Source organism: Kribbella sp. NPDC031520, from assembly GCF_055580825.1.
This window is the reverse complement of sequence record NZ_JBVIKS010000005.1, coordinates 421,171-437,511: the sequence shown is the minus strand read 5'-3', so window position 1 is coordinate 437,511 and position 16,341 is coordinate 421,171. Positions and strand designations below refer to the sequence as shown.

Sequence of the window (16,341 nt, the reverse complement as noted above, 5' to 3'; positions counted from 1 at the left end):
ACGGGTTTCGGGGTGGGGGGTGGGATGGGGAAGGATATGGGGCCTGGCCGGGGCAGAAGCTCGGTGGTTGTTGGTCGTAGAGGGGAACGGATAGTGGTGGTGCAGTCGATCGAGCAGCGGATCGCCGGCGAGTTGGAGGTCGGGGAGAACCAGGTGCGGGCAGCGGTGGCGCTGCTGGACGAGGGCTCGACGGTCCCGTTCATCGCGCGGTACCGCAAAGAGGTCACCGGGATGCTGGACGATGCCCAGCTACGGACCCTCGAGGAGCGCCTGCGGTACCTCCGCGAGCTGGAGGAACGCCGCCGGACCGTGCTGGAGTCCATCGAGAGCCAGGGCAAGCTGGACGACGCGCTGAAGGAGCAGATCCTCGCCGCGGACACCAAGTCCCGGCTCGAGGACATCTACCTCCCGTTCAAGCCGAAGCGCCGGACCAAGGCGATGATCGCCCGGGAGAACGGTCTCGAGCCGCTCGCCGACGGCCTGATGGCCGACCCGGACATCGAGCCGATCGCGGCCGCGGCCGTGTTCGTGAACGCCGAGGTCCCGGACCCGCAGGCCGCCCTCGACGGCGCCCGGGCGATCCTGGTCGAGCGGTTCGCCGAGGACGCCGACCTGATCGGTGAGCTCCGCGAGCGGCTGTGGGAGCAGGGCCGGCTGGCGTCCGCCGTACGGGAAGGCAAGGAGACCGACGGCGCGAAGTTCTCCGACTACTTCGAGTTCGACGAGCCGTTCACGAAGATGCCGTCGCACCGGATCCTGGCGCTGTTCCGCGGCGAGAAGGAGGACGTACTGCAGCTCACCGTCGAGCCGCTGCCCGCGGGCGTGGAGCCCGACGGCCCGACGGAGTACGAGACCACCATCGCCCGCAAGGTCGGCATCGAGAACCAGGGCCGCCCGGCCGACAAGTGGCTGGTCGAGACGGTCCGCTGGGCCTGGCGGACGAAGATCCTGGTACACCTCGGCATCGACCTGCGGATGCGGCTGCGGCAGGTCGCCGAGGACGAGGCGATCCGGGTGTTCGCGGCGAACCTGCGCGACCTGCTGCTGGCCGCCCCGGCCGGCACCCGCGCGACCATGGGCCTGGACCCGGGCTTCCGGACCGGCGTGAAGGTCGCGGTCGTGGACGCGACCGGCAAGGTCGTGAACACCGGTGTCATCTACCCCCACGTCCCGCAGAACCAGTGGGACAAGTCGATCGCCACCCTGGCCGCGCTGGCCGCCGCGCACAACGTCGAGCTCATTGCCATCGGCAACGGTACGGCGTCGCGCGAGACCGACAAGCTGGCCGCGGAGCTGATCGCGAAGCACCCGGAGCTCAAGCTCACCAAGGCTGTGGTGTCCGAGGCAGGCGCGTCCGTGTACTCCGCGTCCGCGTTCGCGTCCCAGGAGCTGCCCGGGATGGACGTGTCGCTGCGCGGCGCGGTCTCGATCGCGCGCCGGCTGCAGGACCCGCTGGCCGAGCTCGTGAAGATCGACCCGAAGTCGATCGGCGTCGGGCAGTACCAGCACGACCTCCCGGAGAACTCGCTGTCCCGTTCGCTCGACGCGGTCGTCGAGGACTGTGTGAACGCGGTCGGCGTCGACCTGAACACCGCGTCCGCGCCGCTGCTCACCCGGGTCTCCGGTATCACGCCCGGCCTGGCCGACAACATCGTCCAGCACCGCGACGTCAACGGTCCGTTCAAGTCCCGTACGGCGCTGCGCGAGGTGGCGCGGCTCGGCCCGAAGGCGTTCGAGCAGGCGGCCGGCTTCCTCCGGATCCCCGACGGCGACGACCCGCTCGACGCGTCCAGCGTGCACCCGGAGGCGTACCCGGTCGTACGGCGGATCCTCGACGCGACCGGGTCGGACGTGAAGTCGCTGATCGGCTCGGCCGAACTGAAGCGGCTGAAGGCGGCGGACTTCGTCGACGACATGTTCGGTCTGCCGACGGTGACCGACATCCTGGCCGAGCTGGAGAAGCCGGGGCGGGACCCGCGGCCGGCGTTCAAGACCGCGGTGTTCGCGGAGGGTGTGGACAAGATCGCGGACCTGAAGCCGGGGATGCGGCTGGAGGGCCAGGTCACGAACGTGGCGGCGTTCGGTGCGTTCATCGACATCGGCGTCCACCAGGACGGGCTGGCGCACGTGTCCGCCCTGTCGAAGAACTTCGTGAAGGACCCGCGCGAGGTGGTCAAGCCTGGCGACATCGTGATGGTGAAGGTCCTCGAGGTGGACATCCCGCGGCAGCGGATCTCCCTCACCCTCCGTCTCGACGACGAGGTCGGCTCCGGCGGTCAAGGCGGCCGCGGCGGCCAGAACCGAGGCCAGGCCGACGGCCAAGGCCGGGGTGGCCAGGGCGGCGGTCAAGGCCGGGGTGGTCAAGGCCGCGGTGGCCAGGGCGGCGGTCGTGGTCCCGGCGGCCAGGGCGGCCGCGGACCGGGCGGCCAGGGTCGTGGCCCGGGCGGTGGCGGTCAAGGTCGTGGTGGCGCCGGTGGTCAGGGCAACCGCAAGCAGCCCGAAACCTCCATGGACGAAACCTCCCTCGCCGACGCCTTCCGCAAGGCAGGTTTCACCGTCCGCTGATCTGGAAGGTGGCGGACGAGTACGGCCTCTTCGGCTACCCGGCCGCGCCGCTCACGTCTCGCGTGGACTGGGTTGTGCGGCTGATCCGGCCGTCCGGGGCCAGGTCGCCGAACAGGTAGACCTCGGTCGAGATCGTCCGTCCGCGGCGCAGCTCGGCGTGGATCGTGAAGCGGGCGGCGAGGTGGTCCGGGGTGCGGATCGCTTCGTGAACGTCGTACGTGCAGGAGATGACGTTCTTGCGGATCGGCCGGAGGTGGGCGATCAGGCGTTCCCGGTCGAGGGTGACGCCGTCGGCCACCTGTTCGATGTCGGGGGTGTAGTACCGGTCGACGACCGCGGCGGCGTCCTCGTCGGCGAGGGCGTCCCGGGTGAACGATTCGTAGAAGTCCGCGACGAACTCTCGTGCGCTTAAGTCTGACATATCGTCAAACATAAGCGCGTCCGCTAACCTTGACAAGATGTCAGAGGACAAGCCGGTACGACGACGCCGCCGGGCGGACGCCGACCGCAGCCGGGCGGCGATCCTGAGCGCGGCCGTCGAGCTGCTCGACGAGGACCCGGAGGCGAGCCTGGAACGGATCGCCGAGGCGGCGAAGGTCACCCGGCAGACGGTGTACGCGCATTTCTCGTCCCGCGACGCGCTGCTGGGCGCCGCACTCGACGAACTCACCGCGGAAACGATGAAGGCGATCGACGACCTGGACCTCGACCACGGGTCGGCGCTCGGCAACGCGCTCGGTCTGATCGATCTGGCCTGGCGGACGTTCGAGCAGCATCCGATCCTGCTGCACGTGTCGCAGACCGGTACGCCGGACGCGCGCCACGATCCGCTGACCGACCGCCTCGAACCGCTGATCCGCCGCGGTCAGCGCGCCGGCGAGATCACCCGCGACCTCTCCGCGCACTGGCTCGTCACCACGCTCATCTCGCTGGGCCACGCCGCCGGGGAGTCGGTCGCAGCCGGCCGCCTCGCCCCGCGCACCGCCTACAAGTCCCTTCACACCACCCTCACCCGCATCCTCCAGGCGTAACCGGTTAGCTCCGGAGCTCAGTGGGTACGACGCAACGACCGCCCGCGGCGCCGGACTCCACCCAGCACCGCGGGCGGGCCCCCTCCAGCCGCCAAGCCGACCGGGCAGGCGACCGCGATCCGCACCCGGCGCAGGCCGGCGGGACAGCAGGTCAGCGGGTCAGCGCAGGTCGGCCAGGTGGCCGCCGGGGTCGCCGAGGTGGACCGCAGTTGCCTGGGGGGCATAGCCGAGGCGCCGGTACACCCGGTCCGCGCCGTCGTCCCCCGGCGTCAGCCAGGCCAGCGATGCCCCGCCCAGCTCGAACGCCTTCAAGGTCGCGTACGCCGAAGCGATCCCGCCGTACCCGCGCCGCCGCTGACTGTGGATCGTCCCGACCCCGGCCACCTCGGTCACCGCGTCCGCCACCGCGGTCCACGCAGCAGTTGCCACCGGTACGTCGTCGGCGTACACGAGCACCGCTCCGCCATTCACCGGATCGGGCTTGAACGCGAACCCGGAGCCCGGCATCTCGTACGCCTCCGAAGACACCTCGTCCGCGACCTTCTGCTCTGCCTCGGACTCGACGACCTTGACCGTCACGCCGTCCGGGAGTTCCGGCAGGACCAGGTCGGCCGGCTCGACGACGAGCAGCGGTAGGCGCGACACGATCGTCATCCCGTTCGCCTCGAGCGCCTCGGCCAGACCCGGGTTCGCCTCGTCGACGAGTTCCGCGCTCAGCCACCGCCCCTCGGCACCGAACGCCTGGCGGATCGTCTCGAGCGCCCACGGGACATCGTCCGCGCCGAACGGCTCCCCGGGCTCGGCCGCGAGCATGCCCGACAGGTACCAGTCGTCGCGCTCGTGCAACATCCCCACCAGCGGCCCGGCAACAATCTGCCGCCGCGACCGCGCCAACCCGTCCACCTGCGCCCGCGCAATCCGCGCCCCGATCTCCATGCGCCGGACCCTACGCGACCACCCCGCCCCAGTCAGCCGAGTTGCAAGCCGCCGTGTGCGAGGCAGTCGAGGTCAGTCGGCGAGTTGCAGGAGGTCCAGGAGGCGGTTCAGGTCTGTGGGGGTCGGTGGGCGGCCGAGGAGGGACTGTAGGGCGTCGATGGTTGTGGTCAGGTCGCGGCGGGTTGCGGCGCGGGAGCGGCCGTTGGAGAGGGTGGCGAGGACCCTGCCGACTCGGTCGGAGGTCGCCAGCAACTCCGCGGCAACAGACGGTGCAGGTGGCGGCTCCTCGTCGTCGATGCGTACTTCGAGGCGCGCGCCGAGGGCCGTGGCGAGCCGGTCGAGGGCGGACAGGGTCGGATTGCCGCGCCCGTTCTCCAGGTTCGCGATGTACGGCACCGACAGCCCCGCGTCGACGGCCACGGACGCGATGGTCCGCCCGGCCGCCTTCCGACGATCCCGCAGTACGTCGCCAAGCTCCATGCGATCTATTCTCACAAAACACTCTTGCCGACGTCTATCCCATCAAGATAGATTCCCGAGCCGTGAGGAACCGAGACTTCCGCAGGCTCTGGCTCAGCGGCGCGGTGTCCGGCCTCGGCTCGTGGCTGCTGGTCGTGGCGATCCCGGTCCACGTCTTCACGCTGACCGGCTCGACCGTCGCCACCGGGCTGACGCTCGCGCTCGAGGCGCTCCCGCCGCAGATCATCGGCCCGTGGGCCGGCGTACTGCTGGACCACTGGGACCTGGCTCGGGCGATGTGGATCGCCGATCTCGTCAGCGCGGCCGCCGTCGGGCTGATCCTGTTCGCGGACCGTGACCACGTCTGGTTGATCTACGCAGCGATCCTGCTCGAGAACACCGCGACGACGGTATTCCGGCCGGCCTCCCGCGCTCTGCTGCCGGCGGTCGTAGGCACCGGCGACGAGCTCACGTCAGCCAACGCACTCAATGCAGTCACCGGAAGCGTGCTGCGACTGGCCGCACCACCGCTCGGCGCACTGCTCCTCGCCGGCCCTGGGATCACGTTCGTTCTCGCCGTCGACGTCATCAGCTACTTGTTGTCGGCAGCAACCATCACCACGGTCCGCACACGCCGTCACGCGACCGCCGCCGAACCGCCGCGAGCCCTCGAAGGACTCCGCGCAACCGTCGAACACCGGGCCTTGCGCGGCGTCCTGATCGGCCAGACCGCCTTCCTCACCGCGAACGCGGGCCTGACCGCGCTCCTCGTCCCCTTCACCGTGGCACGGCTGCACTCGCCCGGGTACGTCGTCGGCTACCTGATCTCCGGCCTCGGAGCCGGCTACCTCGTCGGCGCCTCGCTCAGCACGTACGCCGCCCGCCGTCTGGGGACGCGCGAACTCCTCACGGTCACCCAGCTCGCCAGCGCCGCCGCGTACTTCGCGCTCTTCAACGCCCCGAACGTGCCACTGGCCGTCGGCGCCGCGGTCCTGATCGGATTCCCGGGCAGCATCCTGCTGATCACGGCCGGCACCACGATCCAGCGGGCAGCCCCACCAGAAGTATTGGCGAGCGTCGGCGCAATCTTCTTCGCCGCCGACTCGCTCGCGCTGCTGATCGGCGGCCTCGCTGCGCCGGCGATCACGCTCGCGATCGGACTCCCGCTCACGCTCAACCTGCTGGCAGCGCTGGCGGTCGGCGCGGCGGTGCTCACGCTGGTCGTCGTACCGCGGCATCCGGCACACCTGTTGCCGGTCCGTGAGCGGGTGCGCGCAAAGGGTTAGCAGGACGTCATATATTTCGGGGCAGATCGAATAGCCCCGGCGTCTCCGAATCGTTATTTGCAAATAACTGCAAACATTCTTGACACCGATTCCCGAGGGGCCGGTGACGCTGCGGAGACGGGTCTGACCTGCACATTCGAAGGTTTCCCTACTCTGCGTCAAGGCTCTGTAAAGGTCCCTACCGAACTGTTCCGAAGGGACCCGTCGGTTTGGTGTTCTTTATCTCAACGCCGGACAAAGCCGTCCGGGGGCATCCCGACACTGCCGAAGGAACCGCGATGACCGAGACGCTCGAATCCCCCGCAACGCACCACCGGGTGCGGGTCTGGTTCGGAGCGCACCCGATCGCGGACCACACCGCCGACGCGGAGCAGGCAGTGCAGTACGAGGAAGCCATGCGGCGCCGCTTCGCCTCCCTCCGGGTGACGAGCGAGCCGGTGGCGGTGGACGCAGCGCGATGACCACCCGGCCGACGCTGCTCGGGTACGTACGGGCCGACGCGCTGAGTTGCGCGGAGGAACTGGCCGCGGCGACGGATTCCCTCGCCGCCTTCGCCAGCGCGGAGGGATTCACCCTCGGCACCGTGTACACCGAGCGCGACTCGGCCGAGTCCGCGGCCTTCCGCGCACTGCTCGACGAGGTGAAGCGCTCGGATGTCCGGGCGGTCGTCGTACCGACGATGAACCACCTCGGCCTCGGGAACCCCGGCGGCTCTCCGGCCGCACTACAGCAACACCTCGAGTTCCACCACGCCCACGTGTGGGCGGTAGATCCGAGATAACTCCACAGGCAAGCGGAGCTGACGTCTTGACCCCTGCATCGGCGTCGGTTCCGCTCTCCACCTCCACAGCTGCACCGGGGATGCCCGGGCGGTAGTGGACCACCAAGGCCCCACCGGCTGCTACCGGTGGGGCTTTGTCGTGTGGTCCGGTCGAAGAAGGCTGCCCACCGGCTGCCACCGGAGGACCTTGTCGTGTGGTCAGGCGACGATCTTGTAGCCGTAGCGCTTCATCTCTCCGGCGACCGCGGTGTTGAAGACGCCCGTCACCTCGAGTTTGAAGTGCGTCTGGATCTCCCGGATCACCCGCTGGAAGTGCAGGTGCCACGGCACCCCGGCCGCCGGCACCGTCTCCGCCTTGGTGATCGCACCGACCCGCGGATGCGCCGCCCACGCGATCACCCGGGCCCGATCCGCACCCCAGACCCCGGTCATCGCGTCATGCGTCCGCGCGTACGCCATCGCCGCCAGCGAGATCGTCGAGTCCGGCACCGGCACCTTCGGCGGGTGTGCCTTGAGGTACAGCTCCCACGTCATCCCGTAGTACCCGGCCGGCCCGTCGTCCGGACCCCAGTTCGCCAGCCCGTTCAGCTTGCGGTGGTACTCCGCGACCTGCACGGCCGCGCCCCGGGACAGGTCCTTGTCGCCGACCGCGATCGCGTGCACGTGGTACGGCCAGTTGCCCTGCGCCGGCGTCCGCAGCCAGGCGGCGAACCCGACCGCGCGGAGCGCCTTCAGCACGGCGACCCGCTGCGCGGCGCTCTTGGTCCGTACGTCGACGTCGACCGCGCCGCCGCCGTCGTGGGTACCGGCGGAGGCCTCGACGCCGCCGGCGTTGTACGACCCCTGCAGGATCGCGAACTTCGAGTGGTACAGCTGCTCCGCGGCCTCGACCATCGCCACGGTGCGCTTGTTCATGGTGACGCCCCGCCAGGAAATCCTTGCCTCAGGCATCTTTCTCCCCGAGGATCAGCTCGGCGTCGTCGGCCGCGCCGAGCGCCTCCAGCTGGTCGAGCTCGGCCTCGGTCAACTCATCGTCGAACACTTCAGGCATCGCCTGTTCCTTCCCCCTTGGTGTCCGCGCACCGCCCCCTGGTGCACGAAAATCGCGAACCAGCCTAGGCCGCTGTGAGGTCAGGCACTACCGGCGAAGGTTTGAGGAATGTGAAGTTTTCCGGCGACTTCGCGTGCCGGGGTGTGTACCCGGCCCCGATCTGGGGTACCTGTAGGTGGTCCCGCGGTTCGGTCAGTGCCATTCGGGCATGGGTGGTGTTCACCGAGCCGCGAGTTCTCCCACTGAGGGGCGGGAGGACGACCGGCCCGGCGGGTGTGTCACTCCCAGGATGCACCCGCCGAGTCCGGAGACCTGCGCGGGACCGCTCAGAGCGCCGACGCGACGAACAAGTACCTGTTCAGGCTGAAGAAGTAGCTGTCGCCGAGGCTGCGCAGCTCGTCCGCCCAGGCGCGCGCTTCGTCCGCCGTCACGTCCGCGTGGCCTGGTACGAACTCCGACACGATGCCGATCAGCCCGGCGCTGAACGTCCGCGGGTCGTAGCCGGTGTTCAGGATAGGTACGACCTGCTCGTGCGTCGGCGTGAAACCGGTCTTCACGAGCAGGTCGGCCAGCGTCCGGGGCAGATGCGGATCAGCCAGGTGGTCCTCGAACGCGGTCAGCACCCGCGCCATCCGCGCGTCGTCGTTCGACCGCCACACCAGCGAACCCCAGTCGGTGTCGAGCAGTACGACGCGACCTGCGGGCCGGAGCACCCGCCGTACCTCCTGCAGTGCGCCGGCCACATCCTCGACGTACTCGAAGACCTGCGTGGAGACCACCACGTCGAAGCTCTCCGCCGGGTACGGGAGCCGGTCGGCCGACGCCTGCTCCAGCTCGATCCGCGGTCCACCTGGAACTTCGGCACGGGTCTGCGCGATCGCAAGCATGCTGTCGCTGATGTCGACACCGCAGATCCGCCCGTCCGGCCCGACCTCGGCGGCCATCTCCGTAGCCAGCAGACCCGGCCCGACCCCGATGTCCAGAACCCGATCACGCGGCCGCAACGCGAGCGCGGCCCGCACAACCCGCCGCTGCTCGATCATGTCCGGCGTCGTGTACACCGCCTCGATCTGTCCCGACACCTGCGCGTCGAACTGCAACCCGTCCACGTCAACCTCTCCGCCCATCCCCACATCATGATCCTCGATCCCGCCGCCGGGGAGGCCAGATCGAAATCGGATGAAATGCCCCGGGTTGCCCCGATAACTTGACGCGATGATCACTGTGCCGGAGGCGTTCTTGGCGATGCCGCGGTGGTGGACGGAGGGCGCCGAGTGGCTCCAGCGTCTGCCGGAGGCGGTCGATCAGCAGTGCGCGCGATGGGATCTGAGCGTGGTGGGAGCGGTTTCACACGGGTCGAACGCGATTGTCGTCCCGGTCGCGCGGGCCGGTGCGGAGTTCGTACTGCGGATGTCACCGCCGGGAACCGAGGTCGCCGAGCAGGTCTGGGCGCTCCGGTGGTGGGCAGGTCGGGGCATGGCCCGGCTGTACGACGCCGACGCCGAGGCGGGCGCGATGCTGCTGGAGCGGTTGTCCACGCCGTTGGCGACCCGCCCGATCGACGAAGCGGTCGCGGTGCTCGGGCGGTTGATGCGCCGCCTCGCCGTACCAGCGCCGGACGACGCGCGGTCGACCGCGGACATCGTCACGACCCGGTCGGCCGAGCTGGAGCCGCAGTGGGAACGGCTCGGCCGCCCGTTCGACGTCGCGATCCTGCGCGAGGCGCTCGCCGTCGCGCCGACCGAGACCTCGTCGACGCTCGCAGTCAACGGCGACTTCCACTCCGCCCAGGTGCTGGCGGGTGAACGGGAGGAGTGGCTGACCGTCGACCCGGTGCTGTTCCGGGGCGACATCGAGTACGACCTCGGCCGGGTCCTGTGGTGGGACCTCGACAGGATGGACGACATCGTCAGGTACTTCGATCTCGCGGTCACGGAAGCCGGGCTGGATCGGGACCGAGCTCGTGACTGGGTGATCTGGCGGACCGTCGACTACTGGCTGTGGGGCCTCTCAGCCGGGCTCACCGAGGACCCGGTCCGGTGCGCGCGACTGGTTACCGCGCTTTCCAGATGAACCGGCTGCGCATCATCCGCGGTACGTCGGACGCGTTCGGCGCGATCGAGTGCAGGATCCACGGATGCGTCAGGTAGACGTCACCCGGCTCGCCCGTCAGCTCGACCACGCGGACCGGCAGCCCGTCGAGTTCCGCCGGCTCCATCGGATCGATCGTCCGTTCCTCCGACGTCAGGTTGCGGAACCACGGATCGGACCGCAGCAGCTGATCGCGGACCTCCTTGAAGTCCCGCTCGTCCGTCGTGGTCAGGAACCGCTCGAACACCCGGTGCGAGCCCGCGACCTGCGGCGTACCGGCGCCGCCCGGACCGACCGAGTCGTAGAACGCCCAGATCTTCACCGCACCGACCGGTTCCTCGAAGCCCGCGTCGGTGTGCCACTGACGATGCGGCACCGCCCACGGCACACCCTCGGGCATGGTGACCAGCACCTGCCCCAGGTGCTTCGGCTCGAGCCACTTACCCAGCAGGCCGTCGAGCGCCGAACGCACCCGCGGTCCGAGGACCGCCAGCGCCCGGCGGTCGGCCTTGGTGGTCTTCAGACCGGTCGGCCGCAGTACGGTCCACGTCGTACGGTCGTCGCGGTCCATCCCGTGCCGCTCGGAGAGCTCGCGCCACAACACGTCGCGCATCCCGTCGGCTTCGTCGGCGGAGAACGCGGACGGGATCTTCACGATCCCGTCCCGCTCGAAACTGTCCAGTTCCTCGGCAGTGAGCATGCATTCCATCCTGCGCCCGCCGCCGACAGAGCGCGACCGAATTGGCAGCTGCCAGTAGGCATCCGGCCCTTCAGCAGGTACGTCCTGATCGTGTCCCGCGCGCACTGCGAGTTGAAGTACGCCGTGTGCCCGAAGGTGCCGGCCGTGAGCAACCGGGCTTACATTCCTTCCACTGAAGGGATTCCGCGGCGGCCGCCAGCTGGTCCCGGATCATCCCTCGGTATCAGTGCGCGGGAGCGAAGTCGTGGAAGCCGATCAGCTTCTGGATCTTGCCGTCGGCGTCGAGCACGACGATGTCGGTACCGCCGGCCACCGGCTCCTGACCTTCGGCCTGCAGGTGCCAGGTCCAGCGCAGGTAGTTGTGGTGCTCGTCGATGTCGCCGATCCGGACGAACGACAGCCCCGGGAACATGTGCTGCGCGGCGCCGACCAGCTTGTTCAGCTCGTCGTGGCCGGTGGTCTCGAAGCTCGGGTCCTGGAAGGTCGCGTCGGTCGTCCAGGTACCCGCGATCAGCTCGGCGCGGCGGTCCGCGTCGGCGGCGTTCCACATCGCGAAGTACTGGTCGGCGAGAGCGTTGGCGTTCATGGTGTTTCCTCCTCGATCGGTTGCGATGACCAGAACCTTGCCGTCGCACCCGGCGTACCGTCGATGACCTCAGAGGTAATGGCCTTGTCTACGCGACCCGATACGGTCGGCGGTATGGCAGCGACGATCGAGGAGACGTTCCAGCGCCCGGTGGGCGAGCTTCTGCGCGGCTGGCGGGAGCGCCGGCGGCTCAGTCAGCTCGAGCTGGCGAACCGGGTCGAGGTGTCCACCCGGCACGTGAGTTTCGTGGAGACCGGGCGGTCCAAGCCGAGCCGGGAGATGGTGCTGCGGCTCGCCGAGCACCTCGACGTACCGCTTCGGGACCGCAACCAGTTGCTGCTGGCCGGAGGGTTCGCACCGATCTACAGCGAGGCGTCGCTGCACTCGCCCACGATGCTCGCGATCCGTACGACCCTGCGCCGGCTGCTGAAGGCCCACGAGCCGTACCCGGCGCTCGTCGTCGACCGCTGGTGGAACATCGTCGAGGCGAACGCCGGCATCGCGCTGTTCACCGCGGACGTCGACGAGAAGTTGCTGCAGGCACCGATCAACGCGCTCCGGCTGACCCTGCACCCGGACGGCCTGGCCCGGCGGATCGGCAACCTCGCCGAGGTCCGTGCCGCGGCGCTGGCCGGCCTGCAACGGCAGGTCACCAGTACGGCCGACCCTGAACTCCAGGACCTGTACGACGAGCTCCGCGAGTACGCCGTACACGACAAGCCGGCCGCGCCCGGGCCGACGGAGGTCGTCATACCGTTCAACCTGACCCACGACGGACGGGAACTGTCGTTGCTGACGACGATCGCGACGTTCGGGACACCGCTCGACGTGACGGTGTCCGAGCTGATGATCGAGTCGTTCTACCCGGCCGACGACGCGACCGCCGACTACTTGAAGAGCCTCGGATGAAGCCGCCGAGGGAACTCGCCGAGACGATCGAGTCGCATCTGCAGAACCTCGAACGCTTCCGCAGCATCGTCGAGGACAAGCTGACCGGGTTGAGCGACGCCGACCTGCGGAGCAGCCGGTTGCCGTCGGGCTGGACGCCGCTGGAGCTGCTGAAGCATCTGGTCTTCATGGAGCGGCGCTGGATCCGCTGGGGGTTCCTGGCCGAACAGGTCGAACGTCCCTGGGGTGACTCGGCGGATGACCCGAACGGACGCTGGACGCTTGCGCCGGACGACACGCTCGAGGGGTTGCTCGCTCAGCTGCGCTCGGGCGGGGAGTTCACGCGCCAGGCCGTGAGCGGGCGGGATCCGGCGGAGAGCGCGGCGGCCGGTGGCCGTTTCGGGACCGACGACCGGCCGACACTGAACTGGATCCTGTTCCACGTACTGCAGGAATACGCGCGGCACGCGGGCCACCTGGACGTGGCCCGCGAACTCGCGGATGGAGCCACCGGAGAATAGGCCTGCAGGGTTGACCTATTCTCCGGTGGCCGGGAGACCTACCGGCCGGAGGAGGGGTGGCCGGTAGGGAAGGCCGTCGGGACGCTCGGGGTCGGGAAGCTCGGCGTGCCGGTCGGCGTCGGGAACGTCGGCTTGCTCGGCAGGGTCGGCTTGGTCGACGGCAGCGTGGGCTTCGCGGTCGGGATGGTGACGTTGCCCGGGCCGACCGTGACCTTGACCCGACCGGACACGGAGACCGTCGGCACGGCCGGGGTCGGTACGGACGGGTTGCCGGTCGGCTTGCCCGGGACCGTCGGCAGGGTCGGCTTGTCGGTCGGTACGCCGTTCACGCAGTCCGGCAGCTTCGGCAGGTTCGGCTTGGTCGACGGGAGGGTCGGCTTGGCCGGGAGCGAGGGCTTGGCGGTCGGGAGCGTGGGCTTGGCCGGCAGCGACGGCTTACCCGAAGGCAGCGTCGGGAGCGTCGGCTTGGTCGACGGCAGGCTCGGCTTGCCCGGCAGCGACGGCTTGCCCGACGGCAGCGTCGGCTTCGCGGTCGGAAGCGTCGGCAATGACGGCTTGGTCGTCGGGAAGCTGGGCTTCGTCGTCGGGAAGCTGGGCTTCGTCGTCGGGAAGCTCGGCTTGGTGGTCGGGAGCTGCGGCAGCGACGGCTTGCCCGAAGGCAGCGTCGGCACCGTGGGCTTGGCGGTCGGGAGCGTCGGCTTGGCCGGCAGGGTCGGCTTCACCGACGGTGGGTTGTTCGGGTCGATGGTCTTGTTCACCGACACCGTCACCTTCGGCAGCTGCGGCTTGCCCGGCTTCTGCGGGAGGCAGGTCGGGTCGGCCGACGGCAGCTGCGGGGTGCCGGTCGGGATCACGGCCGGTACGGGCGGCTTACCGCCACCGGCCAGCAGGTTCTTCACCGGAGCCGGTCCACCGACCGCGGCAGACACCGTCGCAACGGTTCCGGCCAGCGCGGTGACTCCGGCCGCGGCCAGGCCCCGGCGCAGCCAGGTCAGCCGCTTGCCGCGCCGCATCAGTTCGCCGGCGTTCGGCTGCCACGGCTCCATGTCGTACGTGAGAGCGTCTCGTACCCGCTGCTCGTCACTCATCAGTTTCCTCCAACTCCGCTGTCGATCAGGTCGGGTGCCAGACGCAACTTGGCCAGCCCGCGGGAAGCCGTGCTCTTCACGGTCCCGGGTGCCATGCCGAGCAGCTCGGCGGTCTCGGCCTCGGAGAGATCCTGCGAGTAGCGCAGCGCGACCACGGCTCTCTCCCGGACGGTCAGACCGTTCAAGGCCGAGAGCACGGCCTCCCTGGTCTGCACCTCCCCGGCGAAGTCCGCCACCGCTCGCTGGTCCCAATCGTTGAGCACCGGGTCACTGGGTACCTCGTTGTTCCAGCGCCGGCGGGTCTGGGTGAGGAACCGGTTGACCAGCACCCGCCGGACGTACCGCAACGGGTCACCGTCCAGCCGGTGCCATTTCGGGTAGGACCGCATCAACGCCTGCTGCACCAGGTCCTCGGCAGTGTGCCGATCGCCGCACAACATCTCCGCGAACCGGAGCAATGGGGTCGACTGCGCTTGCACGAAGCGCTCGAAGTCGGCGTCCGCGGTCCGGGTCATCGATTCTCCTCAGCCTCAGCCTCTGTCACACCGGTCCAAACCCGCTGAGCGACCGATCAGGTTCTGTTCCGTCATCAACTGCTTGGAAGAAATTTATTGACGAGCTAGTCAGACGCGATGTTCATGAGTCACATTGGGTTCACACGCCTTCACCGCCCCGGAGGTTTCCGCCCATGCGTATCACCCGTCGAAGCACGTCCGCAGCCGGTCTCACGGCTGCCGCGGCGATCCTTGCCGCGACCTTTACGCTCGCCCCGACGAGCACCGCGGCCCCGACCTCACCGGTCGCCGTTTCCGCCCGGCCGGCCGACTCCAGCAACGTGAAGCTGGACGGCGACCGGATCGTCCTCGGCGACGCCGCGGCCGCGATCGGCGCGGCCGCGATCAAGCAGCGCTCGGGTCTCGCTGAACTGAACCCGATCCGATTCGCCGCGCCGACGTCGGCTGTTGTCGTCGGGTATGCGTCCGGTACGCCGGACGGCTCGTCGGCCGAGGTCGACGTACGGGCGTGGTTGAACGACCGCTGGTCCGAGTGGACCGCGGTGGCTGCCGGTACGCCGACCGCACTGCCTGGCGCGAGCGACAGGGTCCAGGTACGGATCATCCTGCTCGCCCCGCCGACCGGCGCCCGTCCGTGGGTCGGTGATGTTTCCGTCCAGTCCACCGACACGGCGGCCGCACCGCGGATGTCGCTGCAGGCCGCTCCGTTGAAGTCGCACGTGTTCGCGACCCGCGAGGGTCTGGTCGGCGGTACGACGGCCAACGGCCACGTGATCGTCAGCCGCGACCACTTCGTCGCGCTGCCGTCGCGACGCGGGCTCTCGGCCAACGGATCCGGAACGTACTCGGTGAAGGTCTGCACCGCGTCGCGCTGCGCGTTCGAGCCGGTGTGGGACGTCGGCCCGTGGAACACCAAGGACGACTACTGGAACCCGAGCGCGACCCGGGAGATGTGGCAGGACCTGCCGCAGGGCAAGCCGGAAGCGCAGGCGGCGTACCAGAACGGCTACAACGGCGGGAAGGACCAGTTCGGCCGTACGGTGTCGAACCCGGCCGGCATCGACCTGGCGGACGGCGTGTTCTGGGACGCGTTGCAGCTGGCCGACAACAGCTGGGTCGACGTCACCTACCTGTGGACGGGCGACGGGGGCCGGGGCACGGTCTCCATCTCGTCCGGTTACCTGAACGTACGCAACGCGCCCAACTCGTCCGGCGCGGTCGTAGGCATGGCCGGCAAGTCAGCCCAGGTAACCGTCGAATGCCAAACCACCGGCGAATCCGTCACCGGCTCCCAAGGCACCAGCAACGTCTGGCTCCGCGTCAACGCCGGCATGTACGTAGCCAAGGCGTGGGTCAACACCGGCACCTTCGGCCCCTGCTGACCCGGACACCCAGACCATCACAATCCCCGGCCGGCTCGCCGCCCCCGGCGTAACCACCCACCGCCCACTGGATTGAGATGGCCTGGCGGTCCCCCACACTCGGCGCGCCTGCACGTCGGCACACCCACCTGCAACGCCGCCGCAGCCGACAGCCCTGAGCCCGCTTGGTGCGTGACTGCCGGACCTGCACCACTCAGCAACCGACGCCAGCGCCGCGACCGCACGCTCGCTGCTCCTTCAGCGGGCGCGCGACCGCTCGCTTGGTGAGTGATGCAGGTCCGCTCGGCGGCTACTTGCCGCGGGGCGCGGCCGACGTGCGGGTCGGGTCGACGGTTGGGGTCTGGCGCGGGCCCGGCGTGCGCGCCGGCGCTACGGCCGGCGGCTACTTGCCGCGGGGCGCGGGTTGGGTCGAAGGTCAGGGTCTGGCGCGAGCCCGGCGTGCGCGCCTGCGCCGCGGCCGG

At 69.6% G+C, this 16,341-nt stretch carries 19 protein-coding genes; 9 read left to right on the top strand and 10 right to left on the bottom strand.

All coding sequences use genetic code 11. From position 1 onward, the window contains the following. Window positions 1-99: 99 nt before the first annotated feature. Complete coding sequence (locus ACZ5BU_RS27410; protein WP_465703296.1) at window positions 100-2,565, top strand: Tex family protein; 2,466 nt, start codon at window positions 100-102, stop codon at window positions 2,563-2,565. A gap of 34 nt (window positions 2,566-2,599) precedes the next feature. Here ACZ5BU_RS27410 and ACZ5BU_RS27405 read toward each other — a convergent pair whose 3' ends face one another. Continuing rightward, window positions 2,600-2,986, bottom strand: a complete 387-nt coding sequence (locus tag ACZ5BU_RS27405) for a nuclear transport factor 2 family protein (RefSeq protein WP_465703295.1) — start codon at window positions 2,984-2,986, stop codon at window positions 2,600-2,602. Window positions 2,987-3,023: 37 nt separating this feature from the next. On the opposite strand from ACZ5BU_RS27405, the gene ACZ5BU_RS27400 reads away from it, so the two are divergent. Next, window positions 3,024-3,596, top strand: a complete 573-nt coding sequence (locus tag ACZ5BU_RS27400; protein ID WP_465703294.1) for a TetR/AcrR family transcriptional regulator — start codon at window positions 3,024-3,026, stop codon at window positions 3,594-3,596. A gap of 159 nt (window positions 3,597-3,755) precedes the next feature. Here ACZ5BU_RS27400 and ACZ5BU_RS27395 read toward each other — a convergent pair whose 3' ends face one another. Together ACZ5BU_RS27395 and ACZ5BU_RS27390 are read right to left on the bottom strand one after the other, a co-directional pair. Then, on the bottom strand, window positions 3,756-4,532 hold the full coding sequence (locus ACZ5BU_RS27395; protein WP_465703293.1) for a GNAT family N-acetyltransferase: 777 nt from the start codon (window positions 4,530-4,532) through the stop codon (window positions 3,756-3,758). Window positions 4,533-4,604: 72 nt separating this feature from the next. Beyond that, window positions 4,605-5,012 carry a helix-turn-helix domain-containing protein gene (locus ACZ5BU_RS27390; RefSeq protein WP_465703292.1) on the bottom strand — a complete coding sequence of 136 codons (408 nt, stop codon included), beginning with the start codon at window positions 5,010-5,012 and terminating at the stop codon, window positions 4,605-4,607. Between the two features lie 62 nt (window positions 5,013-5,074). Here ACZ5BU_RS27390 and ACZ5BU_RS27385 point away from each other — a divergent pair, with 62 nt between their 5' ends. From ACZ5BU_RS27385 to ACZ5BU_RS27375, 3 genes are all read left to right on the top strand, one after another. Next, the gene (locus ACZ5BU_RS27385) at window positions 5,075-6,277 is read left to right on the top strand and encodes an MFS transporter (RefSeq protein WP_465703291.1); all 1,203 of its coding nucleotides are present in this window, start codon (window positions 5,075-5,077) and stop codon (window positions 6,275-6,277) included. A gap of 278 nt (window positions 6,278-6,555) precedes the next feature. Beyond that, the gene (locus ACZ5BU_RS27380; RefSeq protein WP_465703290.1) at window positions 6,556-6,738 is read left to right on the top strand and encodes a hypothetical protein; all 183 of its coding nucleotides are present in this window, start codon (window positions 6,556-6,558) and stop codon (window positions 6,736-6,738) included. After that, window positions 6,735-7,058 (top strand): hypothetical protein, encoded by a 324-nt coding sequence (locus tag ACZ5BU_RS27375; protein WP_465703289.1) that lies wholly within the window; start codon window positions 6,735-6,737, stop codon window positions 7,056-7,058. The genes ACZ5BU_RS27380 and ACZ5BU_RS27375 overlap by 4 nt, the downstream gene beginning before the upstream one ends. Before the next feature lie 198 nt (window positions 7,059-7,256). Here the strand turns inward: ACZ5BU_RS27375 and ACZ5BU_RS27370 are convergent, their stop codons facing one another. Then, window positions 7,257-7,973, bottom strand: a complete 717-nt coding sequence (locus ACZ5BU_RS27370; RefSeq protein WP_465703288.1) for a hypothetical protein — start codon at window positions 7,971-7,973, stop codon at window positions 7,257-7,259. A gap of 462 nt (window positions 7,974-8,435) precedes the next feature. Continuing rightward, entirely contained in the window at window positions 8,436-9,236 is an 801-nt protein-coding gene (locus ACZ5BU_RS27365) for a methyltransferase domain-containing protein (protein ID WP_465703287.1), read from the bottom strand. An 88-nt stretch (window positions 9,237-9,324) separates the two neighbouring features. Between ACZ5BU_RS27365 and ACZ5BU_RS27360 the strand changes: the two genes are divergently transcribed. Further along, window positions 9,325-10,182, top strand: coding sequence for an aminoglycoside phosphotransferase family protein (locus ACZ5BU_RS27360; RefSeq protein ID WP_465703286.1), 858 nt, complete (start codon window positions 9,325-9,327; stop codon window positions 10,180-10,182). Here the strand turns inward: ACZ5BU_RS27360 and ACZ5BU_RS27355 are convergent. The 3 genes from ACZ5BU_RS27355 to ACZ5BU_RS27345 all read right to left on the bottom strand — a co-directional run bounded on the left by ACZ5BU_RS27355 (window position 10,163) and on the right by ACZ5BU_RS27345 (window position 11,486). Further along, window positions 10,163-10,900 (bottom strand): phytanoyl-CoA dioxygenase family protein, encoded by a 738-nt coding sequence (locus ACZ5BU_RS27355; RefSeq protein WP_465703285.1) that lies wholly within the window; start codon window positions 10,898-10,900, stop codon window positions 10,163-10,165. The genes ACZ5BU_RS27360 and ACZ5BU_RS27355 overlap by 20 nt on opposite strands. Next, complete coding sequence (locus ACZ5BU_RS27350) at window positions 10,852-11,052, bottom strand: alpha/beta hydrolase (protein ID WP_465703284.1); 201 nt, start codon at window positions 11,050-11,052, stop codon at window positions 10,852-10,854. The genes ACZ5BU_RS27355 and ACZ5BU_RS27350 overlap by 49 nt, the downstream gene beginning before the upstream one ends. 71 nt (window positions 11,053-11,123) lie before the next feature. Continuing rightward, window positions 11,124-11,486 (bottom strand): nuclear transport factor 2 family protein, encoded by a 363-nt coding sequence (locus tag ACZ5BU_RS27345; RefSeq protein ID WP_465703283.1) that lies wholly within the window; start codon window positions 11,484-11,486, stop codon window positions 11,124-11,126. 114 nt (window positions 11,487-11,600) lie between these two features. On the opposite strand from ACZ5BU_RS27345, the gene ACZ5BU_RS27340 reads away from it, so the two are divergent. Together ACZ5BU_RS27340 and ACZ5BU_RS27335 are read left to right on the top strand one after the other, a co-directional pair. Further along, a complete protein-coding gene (locus tag ACZ5BU_RS27340) occupies window positions 11,601-12,395 on the top strand; it encodes a helix-turn-helix domain-containing protein (protein WP_465703282.1) in 795 nt (264 codons plus the stop codon). Continuing rightward, complete coding sequence (locus ACZ5BU_RS27335; protein ID WP_465703281.1) at window positions 12,392-12,895, top strand: DinB family protein; 504 nt, start codon at window positions 12,392-12,394, stop codon at window positions 12,893-12,895. The genes ACZ5BU_RS27340 and ACZ5BU_RS27335 overlap by 4 nt, the downstream gene beginning before the upstream one ends. A gap of 38 nt (window positions 12,896-12,933) precedes the next feature. Here the strand turns inward: ACZ5BU_RS27335 and ACZ5BU_RS27330 are convergent, their stop codons facing one another. Together ACZ5BU_RS27330 and ACZ5BU_RS27325 are read right to left on the bottom strand one after the other, a co-directional pair. Beyond that, complete coding sequence (locus ACZ5BU_RS27330) at window positions 12,934-13,983, bottom strand: hypothetical protein (protein ID WP_465703280.1); 1,050 nt, start codon at window positions 13,981-13,983, stop codon at window positions 12,934-12,936. Next, window positions 13,983-14,498 (bottom strand): SigE family RNA polymerase sigma factor, encoded by a 516-nt coding sequence (locus ACZ5BU_RS27325; RefSeq protein WP_465703279.1) that lies wholly within the window; start codon window positions 14,496-14,498, stop codon window positions 13,983-13,985. The genes ACZ5BU_RS27330 and ACZ5BU_RS27325 overlap by 1 nt, the downstream gene beginning before the upstream one ends. A 173-nt stretch (window positions 14,499-14,671) precedes the next feature. Between ACZ5BU_RS27325 and ACZ5BU_RS27320 the strand changes: the two genes are divergently transcribed. Further along, a complete protein-coding gene (locus ACZ5BU_RS27320) occupies window positions 14,672-15,880 on the top strand; it encodes a hypothetical protein (protein ID WP_465703278.1) in 1,209 nt (402 codons plus the stop codon). Window positions 15,881-16,341 lie beyond the last annotated feature (461 nt).

Bases quoted from the DNA above. Each gene is read 5' to 3' on its own strand.
- ACZ5BU_RS27325 (WP_465703279.1), bottom strand. From the start codon at position 14,498: ATGACCCGGACCGCGGACGCCGACTTCGAGCGCTTCGTGCAAGCGCAG.
- ACZ5BU_RS27390 (WP_465703292.1), bottom strand. From the start codon at position 5,012: ATGGAGCTTGGCGACGTACTGCGGGATCGTCGGAAGGCGGCCGGGCGG.
- ACZ5BU_RS27400 (WP_465703294.1), top strand. From the start codon at position 3,024: ATGTCAGAGGACAAGCCGGTACGACGACGCCGCCGGGCGGACGCCGAC.
- ACZ5BU_RS27365 (WP_465703287.1), bottom strand. From the start codon at position 9,236: ATGGGCGGAGAGGTTGACGTGGACGGGTTGCAGTTCGACGCGCAGGTG.
- ACZ5BU_RS27380 (WP_465703290.1), top strand. From the start codon at position 6,556: ATGACCGAGACGCTCGAATCCCCCGCAACGCACCACCGGGTGCGGGTC.
- ACZ5BU_RS27355 (WP_465703285.1), bottom strand. From the start codon at position 10,900: ATGCTCACTGCCGAGGAACTGGACAGTTTCGAGCGGGACGGGATCGTG.
- ACZ5BU_RS27375 (WP_465703289.1), top strand. From the start codon at position 6,735: ATGACCACCCGGCCGACGCTGCTCGGGTACGTACGGGCCGACGCGCTG.
- ACZ5BU_RS27340 (WP_465703282.1), top strand. From the start codon at position 11,601: ATGGCAGCGACGATCGAGGAGACGTTCCAGCGCCCGGTGGGCGAGCTT.
- ACZ5BU_RS27395 (WP_465703293.1), bottom strand. From the start codon at position 4,532: ATGGAGATCGGGGCGCGGATTGCGCGGGCGCAGGTGGACGGGTTGGCG.
- ACZ5BU_RS27345 (WP_465703283.1), bottom strand. From the start codon at position 11,486: ATGAACGCCAACGCTCTCGCCGACCAGTACTTCGCGATGTGGAACGCC.
- ACZ5BU_RS27335 (WP_465703281.1), top strand. From the start codon at position 12,392: ATGAAGCCGCCGAGGGAACTCGCCGAGACGATCGAGTCGCATCTGCAG.
- ACZ5BU_RS27370 (WP_465703288.1), bottom strand. From the start codon at position 7,973: ATGAACAAGCGCACCGTGGCGATGGTCGAGGCCGCGGAGCAGCTGTAC.
- ACZ5BU_RS27320 (WP_465703278.1), top strand. From the start codon at position 14,672: ATGCGTATCACCCGTCGAAGCACGTCCGCAGCCGGTCTCACGGCTGCC.
- ACZ5BU_RS27330 (WP_465703280.1), bottom strand. From the start codon at position 13,983: ATGAGTGACGAGCAGCGGGTACGAGACGCTCTCACGTACGACATGGAG.
- ACZ5BU_RS27360 (WP_465703286.1), top strand. From the start codon at position 9,325: ATGATCACTGTGCCGGAGGCGTTCTTGGCGATGCCGCGGTGGTGGACG.
- ACZ5BU_RS27405 (WP_465703295.1), bottom strand. From the start codon at position 2,986: ATGTCAGACTTAAGCGCACGAGAGTTCGTCGCGGACTTCTACGAATCG.